This window comes from Brachyspira murdochii DSM 12563 (assembly GCF_000092845.1).
Taxonomy (GTDB): Bacteria; Spirochaetota; Brachyspiria; order Brachyspirales; family Brachyspiraceae; genus Brachyspira; species Brachyspira murdochii.
Window position 1 is genome coordinate 2,414,065 of record NC_014150.1, and the last position, 13,211, is coordinate 2,427,275.

The following is a 13,211-nucleotide window of genomic DNA, read 5'->3' on the forward strand; positions in this document are numbered from 1 at the left end:
ATTATCCAGTTATATAGATTTTCTTTTAATACTTTAATATTATAATAAAATAATTGCAATAGAATTAGCGTTTGTAATTTAAATATTTTACTAAATTAACTTATTTAAAGTAAAAAATATTTACATTTTATATTTGTTTTAGCTAATAAAATTTTTTATGTATTAAATGTATTGTTTTATTATAAAATTATGATATTTTAAGTAAATTTTTTGTAAAATATATTGACAAAATATGCTTTTAGGCTATATTTATAATTGTAAAGATAATTTACAATAACATATGAGAAAAATTAAAAGGAGATTTACTATGACTAAAAAATTATTTGCTTTATTAATCACTTTGACTATTATTTCTACTTCAAGTGCTTTTGCTGATTGTTCTTCACTTCCACAGAATGCTAGAAACTTTATACAGAAAGTTTATCCTAATGTTAAGATATGGAAGGCAGAGAGAGATGACGGAAAATTTGAAGTAAAATTATCAAACGGTTCTAAAATAGACTTTTTGTATAACGGAGAGTGGAACAGTATAGACGGTGAGTACAACACAGTTCCTTTCAGTGCTTTACCTCAGTCTCTAGCAAACACTATAAAAAATACTTATTCTAATGCTGTAATAATAGAAATAGAAAAAGAATGGGGCAATTACAAAGTTAAACTAAATAACTTTATGGAATTATTTATAACCCCTGACGGACAGCTAATGGGACAGAAATTTGATGATTAATGATATATTACTTATAACAACACTTTAACGGAAGAGCTTGCTCTCTCTTTTTTATCAAAAAGTAATATTTATTTTTTATATAAAAAAATAAAAAGAATAATAAAAAGTAAATCAGAAACAAGAGATAAAATAAATAAAATATAAGAGCAATAAAGCACATAAAATAACATATAGTATAATACTTGAACAATTTTATTTTTTACAAATTATAATTGTTTAGTTAGATTTAAATAATATATTTTTATTCAGATTTATAAAAAATTAATGTTTAAATAAAAAATAGCTGTCTTCAATTTTTAATTTTTATATATTGAAAACAGCTATTTTCTTCAATATCTATTAGAATAATCCGCTTATTTTTCCATTTTCATCTATATCTATATTGCATGCAGCGGGTATTTTAGGTAGTCCCGGCATATCTATTATACCGCCAGCCATAGCAATAATAAATCCTGCACCTGAAGCAAGTTTTACTTCATCGATATTTAGAGTATATCCTTTAGGGGCATTAAGAAGTGCCGGATTATCGGATATTGATTTTTGAGTTTTTGACATACATATAGGCAGATTTCCAAATCCTATAGTCTCTATTTTTTTTATCATTTTATTTGCTTTAGCTGAGAATTTAATGTCGCCTGCACCGTATATTTCTTTGCATATAAGTTCTATTTTTTCTTTGATGCTTTTTTCTAAATCATATAAAGGTTTATAATTAGATTCTTCAGAAGCGGCTTTTACAACTTTTTGAGCCAAATCTTTTCCGCCTTCTCCTCCTTTTTCCCATACCTCGCATAATGATATATCTGCTCCAATATCTTGGCAGTGTTTTGTTATGCATTCTATTTCTTTTTGAGTATCAGAAGAGAATTTATTAATAGCAACAACAACTGGAACATTGTACTTTCTCATGTTTTCTATATGCTTATCCAAATTCTCAAAACCTTTATTTAAAGCATTCAAATCTTCTTTATTAAGCTCCAAAGCTCCTCCATGATGCTTTAATGCCCTTATAGTGGCAACCAAAACTATGCAGTTTGGCTTTAAATCAGCAGCACGGCATTTAATATCAAGAAACTTTTCAGCTCCCAAATCGGCAGCAAATCCAGCCTCTGTGATAGTATAATCAGAAAGTTTTAAAGCTAATTTTGTAGCAAGTATAGAATTACAGCCATGTGCAATATTGGCAAAAGGTCCTCCATGAACTATAGCAGGAGTATTTTCTAATGTCTGTACCAAATTAGGTTTTATTGCATCTTTAAGCAAAGCACAGGCAGCACCTTCAACTTTTAAATCTTTTACTTTTAAAGGATTATCATTAACATCATAAGCAAATACAATATTTCCTATTCTCTCTTTCAAATCCATTAAAGAGTTTGAAAGACAAAGTATAGCCATAATCTCAGAAGCAACAGTTATTTGAAATGATGACTGTCTAGTAACACCATTTTCACTTCCTCCTAAACCTATAACTATATCACGTAATGCCCTGTCATTCATATCGACAACTCTTTTGAATACTATTTTATTTGTATCTATTTTTAATTCATTTCCCTGTTTTATATGATTATCAATACAGGCTGATATTAGATTATGAGCAGAACCTATAGCATGAAAATCTCCGTTGAAGTGTAAATTAATATCTTCCATAGGAACTATTTGAGCATATCCGCCTCCGCATGCCCCGCCTTTTATTCCAAATACAGGACCTAAAGACGGTTCTCTCAAAGCTGCTACTGCATTTTTACCTATTTTATTTAATCCCTGTGTTAATCCTATTGTAACAGTGGATTTTCCTTCTCCTGCAGGTGTTGGAGTGATAGCAGTTACCAAAACCAATTTTCCGTTTTTTTTGTCTTTTAAGTTATTTAGTAATGATAATTCTATTTTAGCCTTATATTTGCCATATGCTTCATAATCATCATCTGTAAGATTAAGCATTTCAGCTATTTCATTTATTCTTTTTAATTTGCATTCTTGTGCTATTTCTATATCTGTTTTCATAATGTCTCCAATAGATATTTGTAATATTTTATGATTTTTATTATTGATTTTAATAATAGAAATATACAGCATTTTTTAATTATTTGATAGTATTTTTTTCATTAATTACTTAAATTACTTTAAAAAATACTATTGAATTTTGTATAATTATTATTATAATTTTGTAAAAGAGGTTTAAGTATATTTATTTTTTATTATAGAAAATTACTTCTTAATTTTTAATAAAGGATTTGTTTAATGGATAAAGTTAATATTAGTCTCATAGGTGTAGGAAGAATGGGGCAGTTTCATTTAAATGTTATAAGCCAAATAAATCATATAAATTTATCTGGAATATATGATGCCGATGAAAATCATCTTAATGAAATATCTCAAAAGTATAATATAAAAAAATTTAATAGTATCGATGAAGCTATAGATAATGCAGATGCTGTAATAATAGCAAGCCCTACAACTTTTCATTTTGAAATAGCTAAAAAAGCCGTAGAAAAAGGAAAACATGTTTTGGTAGAAAAACCTATGACAGAAACTTATGCTCAGGCTTTAGAATTGGAAGAGATTGTAAAACAAAAAAATGTTATACTTCAGGTAGGACATGTAGAGAGATTTAATGGTGCTGTTCAAGAACTTCATCATATAATAGAAAATCCTTATTTAATAGAGGCTAGAAGATTGGCTCCTTTTACTCCTCGTATTACAGATGTAGGTGTTGTATTTGATATTATGATACATGATTTGGATATTGTAACTTCATTAGTAAAAAAGCCGGTTATAAAATTTTCTGCAAGCGGAAAGAGAATAAGAACAAAAAATGAAGATATAGCCAGTGCATTATTAGAGTTTGAAGATGAAACTATAGCTACAGTAAGTGCAAGCAGGGTTACTCAGGAAAAAATCAGAACATTGGCTATAAGTACAGAAGAAGCATACTTTTTATTAGACTATGCTACTCAGGATATAACTATACATAGACAGGCAGCAAGTCAGAGCAATATAAAAACTTCTATAGGTATAAACTATAAACAGGAATCTATTATAGAAAGAGTATTTATTCACAGAGATAATCCTTTAAAATTAGAAGACGAGCATTTTGCTAATTGTATATTAGGTAAGGATAAAAGATTTGTTTCTATAGAAGATGATGTTAATACTATCAAATTAACAGAAGCTATATTAAAAGAGATAAAAAAGACTTGGTAAATAGTTTATAATAAAATATCTGATTTTTTTATATTATTAATAATAAATTAAATATTAACAAAATTATTAATATATATAAAAAAATCATGATAATTTATTTTTAATTATTAATATTTAATTTATTCATTCATAGCATTTTTCATATCTCTCACATACTCTCCTATATATTTTGGCGAATTATTTTCATATTTATCGCAAAGTTTTATTATTGCACTTCCAACTATGACACCATCAGAATACTTACTTATATTTTTAGCCTGTTCTGTTGTTGATATACCAAATCCAACTGCCGCAGGTATATTTGTATTTTTCTTTATTAAGTCTACAATTTTAGCAATATCTGTTTCTATTTTTTGACGAACTCCTGTAACTCCAAGCGATGATACGCAGTACACAAAACCTGATGCCTCTTTTGAAATTTTATGTATTCTGTTTTCTGAAGTAGGAGCTATTAAAGAAATTAAATCAATATCATATTTTTTGCAAAATGGCTCAAATATATTTTTCTCTTCGAATGGTACGTCTGGAAGTATTAATCCGTCAATATTTATTTCTTTTGATATGGATAAAAAATTTTCTATATCATAAGAATAAACAACATTAGCATAAGTCATAAAAACTAAAGGTATATCGCTGTTTTTTCTTATTCTTCTAACCATATCAAAAATTTTCTCTCTGGTTACATGATTTTTTAAAGCTTTTTCATTGGCATTTTGTATAACAAGACCCTCTGCAGTAGGATCCGAAAAAGGTATTCCAAGCTCTATCAAATCAGCCCCATTTTCAATCATAGAATATATAATATCCTCTGTTAATTCTAAAGAAGGATATCCGCAGGTTATAAAAGGTATAAATGCTTTTTTATTTTCAAATGCTTTGTATATATTACTCATAAATATTTTCTCCTCTGTATTTAGCTACTGATGAACAATCCTTATCCCCCCTTCCAGAAAGATTAATAACTATAATATCATCTTTATTCATAGAAGGAGCTTTTTTCATGGCATAATAAACTGCATGGGCACTTTCTATAGCAGGTATTATACCCTCTATACGAGATAAATATTCAAATGCTTCTATAGCTTCATCATCTGTAACAGCAACATATTCAGCTCTTTTAGTATCATGCAAAAAACTATGCTCAGGACCTACACCGGGGTAATCAAGCCCAGCAGATATCGAATAAACAGGAGCTATCTGTCCTTGACTGTCCTGACAAAAATATGAACGCATGCCATGAAATATACCTATTTTACCTGTAGAAATAGTAGCAGCTGTTTCCAATGTGTCAATTCCTCTTCCTGCAGCCTCACAGCCTATAAGTTTAACATCTTTATCTTCAATAAAATTATAAAAAGCCCCCATAGCATTAGAGCCTCCTCCTACGCAGGCTATTATCATACTAGGTAATTTATTTTCATACTCATAAATCTGTTCTTTTATCTCCTTTGAAATAACAGCTTGAAAATCTCTTACAATAGTAGGAAAAGGATGAGGTCCCATAACAGAACCTAATACATAATGCGTATCATCTATTCTTGAAGTCCATTCCCTTAAAGTTTCAGATACGGCATCTTTTAAAGTTGCAGTTCCTGTTTTCACAGAATGCACTTTAGAGCCGAGTAAACGCATTCTATAAACATTCAAAGACTGCCTTTGTATATCCTCTTCGCCCATAAATATTTCGCATTCCATATCCATTAATGCGGCAACTGTTGCTGTCGCTACTCCATGCTGTCCTGCTCCTGTTTCTGCTATTACTCTTTTTTTTCCCATTTTCTTTGCAAGAAGTATCTGACCTATTACATTATTTATTTTATGAGAGCCTGTATGATTTAAATCCTCTCTCTTTAAATATATTTTTGCTCCCTTTAAATTATCAGTCATTCTTTTTGCAAAATATAGCCTTGAAGGTCTGTTGGCATAATTATTTAATAAGTCTTTTAATTCAGCATTAAAATCTTTATCATCTTTATAATAATTATAAGCCTCTTCCAATTCTAATACGGCATTCATTAAAGTTTCAGGTATAAACATTCCTCCATGCATACCAAAATATTTATTTCCCATTATAAGCTCCTTTAATTATGTTTACTTCATCTATAATACTTTTCATTTTGTTAAAATCCTTAACTCCATTAACTTCCAATCCGCTTGATAAATCTATGCAATAAGGATTTAATTCCAATGCTTCTTTTATATTATTAATATTTATTCCTCCTGCCAAAAAATATTTTGTATTAAACTCTTTTTTAAAATTTTTATCATTATCTAATTTGTTTTTTAAAAACTTCCAATCAAAACTATTTCCAGAACCTGCATTACTGCTGTCAAGAAGAATAAAATCAGATATAAAAGAATGATTAAAAGAATATTCATCTTTTATAGAAATAGCCTTGATAATATCAGCATTAATTTTTGATTTTAAATTATCCAAAAAATCATTATCCTCTTTACCATGAAGCTGAACTAAATCTATTATATTTTCATTAAATAAATAAGTTATAAAATCAATGCTGTTATCACGAAACACTCCTACTGCTTTTATAGTATTTTTTAATTTTCTTTTTAATTTATAAGCCAAAGAAAAATCAACCTTTCTTTTACTTCCAGAGGCAAAAACAAAACCTATATAATCAGCATCAAGTTTATTAGCATAGTCTATATCCTCTTCTCTAAAAAGCCCGCAGGTTTTTATAAGTGAACTTCTCATAATTAATATCCCATAAGTGTTTTTATTTCTTTTATTTTATCTTTTTGCCTCATTAATTGCTCTCCTATGAGAACTGCATTTACTTTATTTTCTTCTAAAAGTTTTATATCTTCTCTGCTTTTTATACCGCTTTCAGAAATTGATATTATATTTTCTGGAATAAGTTTTATAAGATCAAATGTATTTTTTATGCTGGTTTCAAAAGTTTTTAAATTTCTATTATTAATACCTATTATTCTTGTGTTGGAAGAAAGTGCCTTATTTAAATCATCTTCATCATGCACTTCTACTATAACAGAAAGCCCCAAACTATCAGCAAGTGAAAAATAATCAGCTAATTGATTTTTATCAAGTATGGCAGCTATAAGTAAAACAGCATCTGCATTAATAGCTTTAGCCTCATATATCATATATTCATCTATTGTAAAATCTTTTCTTAAAACAGGAATACTTATATTTTTTTTAATATTCTCTAAATATTCATTACTTCCTAAAAAATAATAAGGCTCGGTTAAACATGATAAAGCACTAGCACCAGCTCTCTCATAATCTTTTGCTATATTAATATAATCAAAGTCATTAGATATAATACCTTTTGAAGGAGAAGCCTTTTTTACTTCGCATATAAAACTAACACTTTTTTTGATTGAGTTTTCAAATAAAAAATTATTATTATTAGATTTATTTTCTGCTAACTCTCTTATTCTCTGTAAAGAGATATTTTTTTTATTAATTTCAACTCTTTCTTTTGTTTTTTCTACTATATTGTCAAGTATTTTCATAATATAAAACCCCGATGATATTTATGCCAATTTAGCATTGCTTTTTTCTATAAACATATTAAGTTTTTCCATAGCTTTACCGCTGTCTATAATCTCTTCAGCCATTTTTATACCATCATAAATACTTTCAGTTTTACCAGCTATATATATAGAAGCCCCAGCATTTAAACATACTATATTTCTTTTAGCACCTTTAAGTTTTGAAGATAATATATCTTTAATAATATTAGCATTGTAAGATGCATCTCCTCCTACTATTTCATTTTTATCATAAAATGAGTACCCAAAATCCTCTGGAGAAATATAATAAGTGCTTAATTTGCCATTATCTGATATTTCGCAAACCTTTGTTTTTGAACTTATAGATATTTCATCTAGCTTATCCATTCCATAAACAACCATTCCCCTTTTTACACCTAAATTCCTCATAACCTCAGCCAAAGGCTCAACTAAACTTTCATCATAAACCCCCATAAGCTCCATATTTGCACCAGCTGGATTTGATAAAGGACCTAATATATTAAATATTGTTTTTATGCCCAATTCTTTTCTAACAGGAGCAACATACTTCATAGCCGAATGATAATTTTGAGCAAATAAAAAACATATATTAATATCGTCTAAAAGTTTTTTGCTCTCTTCAGGCGTCAGATTGATATTAACCCCCAAAGCCTCAAGAACATCTGCACATCCGCACTTTGAAGATGCAGCCCTATTTCCATGCTTTGCTACCGACACGCCGGCAGATGATATTATAATAGCAGAGGCTGTTGATATATTAAAAGAATTAGAAAAATCTCCGCCAGTTCCTACTATTTCAAGTATATCCATGTCATTTAATAATTTTTTAGAATGCTCTCTCATTACATAAGCTGATGCTGTTATCTCATCTATAGTTTCTCCTTTTAATGTGAGGGCTGTTAGATATGATGATATTTGTACTGAACTTGCATTGCCGGACATTATTTGCTTCATTGAATATTCTGCTTCATCATAAGATAAATTTTCTTTTTTTGATAATTTTAAAATAGATTTCTTAATCATTTTTTATATTCCTTTTTTATTTATTGTTTTTTATTTTTATTTTATTGGGTTTTATTTATTGAATTAATTATTTTTTGATAATATTTAACAGACGGGGATTAACCCCAAAAAGAAGTTTTATTATTTATGAATTCTATATAATATGATATAAGATTAAACGATTTCATTTTTCTATACACCTAAATAAATTTCTAATAATATCAATACCATTTTCTGTCATAACAGACTCAGGGTGAAACTGCACTCCAAATACAGGATAATCTTTATGCTCTATAGCCATAATCTCATCATCATCTGATAAAGCAGAAATCTTTAAACAATCTGAAACTGTATCTTTTTTTGCTGATAAAGAATGATATCTAGCAACTTTAATATTGTTTGGCAAATCTCTAAATATTAAAGAATTACTATCTATATTTATAATAGAAGTTTTACCATGCATAACTTTAGAAGCATGTACAACTTTAACTCCGAATGCCTCGCATATAGCCTGATGTCCAAGACATACTCCGAATATTGGTATTTTATTATAGAAGTTTTTTATAATATCAATACATAAACCAGCATCGCTTGGCTTACCGGGTCCGGGAGATATTACTATTAATTTTGGATTTAAATGTTCTATTTCTTCTAAAGTTAATTCATCATTTTTTACAACTTTTATATCTTCTATATTGCTGCAAAACTTTCCAATCAATTGATAAAGATTATAAGAAAAGCTGTCATAATTATCTATTAAAAGTATCATTAAAAAACCTCCTTTGATATTTCTATTGCCTTTACAACTGCTTTAGCTTTATTTATGCATTCTAAAAACTCTTTTTTAGGATTACTATCATAAACTATTCCCGCACCGGACCTTATGCAAATATTATCCTTTTTTTTATATACAAGCCTTATGGCAATACATACGTCCATATTACCAGAAAAATCTATATAACCTATAGCACCTCCGTAAAGCTCTCTGTCAATAGTTTCTAATTCATTTATTATCTCTAAAGCTCTGATTTTAGGAGCACCTGATAAAGTACCTGCAGGTAATATACTGTCTATAGCATCTATAGCATCTTTATCATCTCTGATAATTCCTGTAACAGTGGAACTTATATGCATAATATGAGAATAACGTTCTACACTCATATAATCTTCTACATTTACAGTGCCTATTTTACTTATCTTTCCTATATCATTTCTGGCTAAATCTACAAGCATATTATGTTCTGCTAATTCTTTCTCATCTGATAGCAAATCTTTTTCATTATTTAAATCTTCTTTTTGAGTTTTACCTCTAGGTCTGCTTCCAGCCAGTGGATAGGTATAAAGTTTATCATTTTCTAATTTTACTAAAGTCTCTGGAGAAGCACCTGCTATTTCTATATTATTATTTAAAATATAAAACATATAAGGAGAAGCATTTATAGTTCTTAATACTCTGTAAACATTAAATAAACTTCCGCTTGCTTTGGCTCTTAAAGTATTTGAAAGCACAACTTGAAATATATCACCATCTTTAATATATCCCTTTGCTTTATTGACTATATTAGAATAAGCATATTCATCAAACTCATATTCAAAATAAGACTCTATTTTTAAATCTTCAAAATTATGCTTTTTATCACTTCTTATTATACTCTCCATCTCATCTAATTTATTTAATGCCTCTTTATACGAAGCATCTAAATCATCAACTTTTACATTAGTTATTAAAATTATCTTCTGCTTAAAATTATCGAAGCATATAATACTTTCAAAAAGCATTAAATCTAAATCAATTATATCTTCTTTCTTACTTTCAAAATCAAGCCTTTTTTCACTATATCTGACATAATCATAAGAAAAATATCCTACTAAACCTCCTGTAAAAGGCGGCATATTTTCTAGTTTCGGACTTTTATAATCTTTTAAAATCTCTCTTATAATCACTTTTGGATTTTCTCTTTTATAGAACTCTCCGTTTATATACACATCATATCTTTTACATGTTATATTAAGTATTGGCTCATAACCTAAAAATGTATATCTGCCCCAATTATATTTATCATTAATGCTTTCAAGTAAAAATACTTTATCGCTATTATTTCTTAATATTCTCATTAACTCTATTGGCGTTATAAAGTCAGAGTAAATTTCTTTTGATATTGCTGCTCTCTTATAACTAAATAAATTATCTATCTTTTTTACATCATCTATTGAGGTGTACATACATTAAACCTTTATATTACTATTAATAATAATACTATTATAAGTAATATATTGCCGGTTGTCAATAATAATTTTAAATTTTTTATAAAAAATTTAAAATTATCTATAAAAATAGTATATTTTCAGGAATTATAATAAACATAAAGATTGATTTTTAATGATATTAATAAATATTTCAAAATCTTATCTACGCATGCAAATAGAAATAAAAAATATAGTTAAATTACTAATTCAATTTAAATCATATATAAAATACATTATAATATAATTGACTTGTTAGAATTTTTAAACTTTATACAATAGTATATTTAAAAATAATTTATTTGAGCATATACTTTTATAGAGAATAAGAAATAATATAGTTTTTAAAAATGTATTATATTAATTTCCGAATTTCATTCCTAAATTAAAAGCTATTTCAAAACTAGAAAAACCATATTTTTTAATATTATAATTGTCATAATAACCAACAGGACCGCCTCCAACACTTGGATATTCGCTATATATTTTTTTATAATCTTCATAAGACATATTGGCAATATCATAGAATATATCAAAATTATATATTAAACTTATGCCAAATAAAAATGCTATTTTTTCATTAAAATAAAAATAATCATCTATCTGAAGTTTTATATATGGTATAAACGGATAATCAAATTTTCTTTTTATATCTTTGAATGAATATTTTTCAGCTAAATGACTTTTATAATTTTCATCAGCATTATTATTTATTGTATTATAATATTCCCCAGCTAATGCTATTTTCATTCCAAAACCTATGCCTATATTAAGCTCCATTTTACCTTTATAGTTTGGATTAATATTTTTTAGTAAAGATGTAAGATTAACAGCATATTTGGGCATTAATCCTATATTTAATGTGTGAAAAACTAAGTTCTGACTTGCATTATATATTTTATTACCATAATCATAACCTGTTTTTGCTTTAAATGTAGAAGCAAAATCAAGTCTTGAATATCCTATTTCAGTTAATATACTTATACCATTATTTTCATTTATATTAAATCTGTATCCGAAATTACCTGTAACTCCAATATTAAAACTCATATCTGATTTTGTTGTGTCTATACAAATATTTCTTACAAAGTTCCGTTTAGGATCTACTATATTAGGAAATGTAGAAGTAATGCCTATAGGTACATATATACTAGCTTCAAATTCTGTAAATGCGGATTTAGTAAATAGTGAAATAAATATTAAAACTGATAACACTATTTTTTTCATATAAACTCCTTTAATTTAGTCTTATTCTGAATTTATTTCCAGCTCTATTATTTATTTTAATATTATTATCACTAAATGTAAATACAAGATATATTTCTTTATCATCTCTTTCTTCTGTTATGTTGTTCAATTTTCTTATAGTGAATAATTTAGATGATTTTTCATCTATATTTATATTGCATATACCATAGTTACTATTTACTACATTTTCTGAACCATCATGATCAAATACAAAATATTTTCTTATACTTGCATAATAGTTATTATTTTTATCATTAACTTCAATTGATATTAATCCATTGCATATAGAATTTTGTATAGCTTGTATATTTAAATTTAATATATTATATGAAGTATCAGCATCTAATTTAATAAAATCATCATATTGAATTAAATTGTTATTATCATTATTAACTATATTAATAATTGATTGCTGATTTATTAATTGAGTATTTTCATCTTTTTTTTCTTCTATTTTTTGATCGGTGTGATAAATTAGTTCATTCGCTACAGTTACTGCTGCTGCAGCTGTTCCAGCCATACCAATACCAACAACTGATACAGCTGCAGCTCCTCCAATAGCAGCAACAGCAGGTATAACTACCGGTATAAATACTGCTATAGCTATTGCAACAATTCCTATAAATGCCCCTATTAATTTATCTAGCCATCCTCTTGTCATTATACTATATGTATTTGGTGAAGATGAACTATTATATTTATCTATAGATTGCCATATTAATAAACTATTTTTTATTGTGTCTACTTGATATTTTAACTTTGTATCTAAATTTGAAAAGTTATTAGATGTATTTATATCTTTTGATAAACTAATATCTGAAAAAGTTTCTACTTGATTATCCATATACCATATTATATCATAAGTCTGAGTTTTTTCTCTATATGGAGTAATAGTTCCAACAGCAAGTTGTCCGTCTTTAAAAACCCTTATCTCACTTGGAAACATGGAGCCATTTTTGTATACCATAGAAATAACAGAACCATTTTCATTTTCTGTTAGATAAGAAGTGTATTCATTTTCAGCTGTTTTTTTTGAATACATATAGAATCCTTCTGCATTATCCTTCAATTTCATAACTATAGAATCTGTTTTTTCTTCTACTATATTATTAGAGGTATCCAAATAAGAGATTTGTAATTCATCTATTTTTTGAGATGTTGGAGATGTAATACTTGCTTTAGAGCATGAATAAAAATTAAATAATACTAAAAGTATCATTAAGTAAGTAAGTAAATTTTCCTTTTTTCATATAAAAACTCCTAAATAATTTTT

Annotated in this window: 12 protein-coding genes; 2 read left to right on the forward strand and 10 right to left on the reverse strand. The window is 27.2% G+C overall.

Annotated features, from left to right (window positions below; genetic code table 11):
• Positions 1-307: 307 nt before the first annotated feature.
• A complete protein-coding gene (locus tag BMUR_RS10660; RefSeq protein ID WP_013114570.1) occupies positions 308-727 on the forward strand; it encodes a PepSY-like domain-containing protein in 420 nt (139 codons plus the stop codon).
• A 339-nt stretch (positions 728-1,066) separates the two neighbouring features.
• On the opposite strand, the gene BMUR_RS10665 is transcribed toward BMUR_RS10660, so the two are convergent.
• Complete coding sequence (locus BMUR_RS10665) at positions 1,067-2,728, reverse strand: formate--tetrahydrofolate ligase (RefSeq protein ID WP_013114571.1); 1,662 nt, start codon at positions 2,726-2,728, stop codon at positions 1,067-1,069.
• A 237-nt stretch (positions 2,729-2,965) separates the two neighbouring features.
• Here BMUR_RS10665 and BMUR_RS10670 point away from each other — a divergent pair, with 237 nt between their 5' ends.
• Positions 2,966-3,928: a Gfo/Idh/MocA family protein gene (locus tag BMUR_RS10670; protein ID WP_013114572.1), complete on the forward strand. Its 963-nt coding sequence runs from the start codon at positions 2,966-2,968 to the stop codon at positions 3,926-3,928.
• A 119-nt stretch (positions 3,929-4,047) separates the two neighbouring features.
• Here BMUR_RS10670 and trpA read toward each other — a convergent pair whose 3' ends face one another.
• The 9 genes from trpA to BMUR_RS10715 form a co-directional block, all read right to left on the reverse strand.
• Entirely contained in the window at positions 4,048-4,821 is a 774-nt protein-coding gene (gene trpA / locus BMUR_RS10675) for a tryptophan synthase subunit alpha (protein WP_013114573.1), read from the reverse strand.
• On the reverse strand, positions 4,814-5,998 hold the full coding sequence (gene trpB / locus BMUR_RS10680; protein WP_013114574.1) for a tryptophan synthase subunit beta: 1,185 nt from the start codon (positions 5,996-5,998) through the stop codon (positions 4,814-4,816). Before trpB ends, trpA begins: the two co-directional genes overlap by 8 nt.
• Complete coding sequence (locus BMUR_RS10685; RefSeq protein ID WP_013114575.1) at positions 5,988-6,641, reverse strand: phosphoribosylanthranilate isomerase; 654 nt, start codon at positions 6,639-6,641, stop codon at positions 5,988-5,990. The genes trpB and BMUR_RS10685 overlap by 11 nt, the downstream gene beginning before the upstream one ends.
• Positions 6,642-6,643: 2 nt before the next feature.
• A complete protein-coding gene (gene trpC, locus BMUR_RS10690) occupies positions 6,644-7,423 on the reverse strand; it encodes an indole-3-glycerol phosphate synthase TrpC (protein WP_013114576.1) in 780 nt (259 codons plus the stop codon).
• Between the two features lie 21 nt (positions 7,424-7,444).
• The gene (gene trpD, locus BMUR_RS10695) at positions 7,445-8,467 is read right to left on the reverse strand and encodes an anthranilate phosphoribosyltransferase (protein ID WP_013114577.1); all 1,023 of its coding nucleotides are present in this window, start codon (positions 8,465-8,467) and stop codon (positions 7,445-7,447) included.
• Between the two features lie 163 nt (positions 8,468-8,630).
• Complete coding sequence (locus BMUR_RS10700) at positions 8,631-9,215, reverse strand: anthranilate synthase component II (RefSeq protein ID WP_013114578.1); 585 nt, start codon at positions 9,213-9,215, stop codon at positions 8,631-8,633.
• Entirely contained in the window at positions 9,215-10,669 is a 1,455-nt protein-coding gene (locus BMUR_RS10705; protein ID WP_013114579.1) for an anthranilate synthase component I, read from the reverse strand. The genes BMUR_RS10700 and BMUR_RS10705 overlap by 1 nt, the downstream gene beginning before the upstream one ends.
• Before the next feature lie 381 nt (positions 10,670-11,050).
• The gene (locus tag BMUR_RS10710; RefSeq protein ID WP_013114580.1) at positions 11,051-11,917 is read right to left on the reverse strand and encodes a hypothetical protein; all 867 of its coding nucleotides are present in this window, start codon (positions 11,915-11,917) and stop codon (positions 11,051-11,053) included.
• Positions 11,918-11,927: 10 nt separating this feature from the next.
• Positions 11,928-13,157 (reverse strand): hypothetical protein, encoded by a 1,230-nt coding sequence (locus BMUR_RS10715; RefSeq protein ID WP_013114581.1) that lies wholly within the window; start codon positions 13,155-13,157, stop codon positions 11,928-11,930.
• Positions 13,158-13,211: the final 54 nt, after the last annotated feature.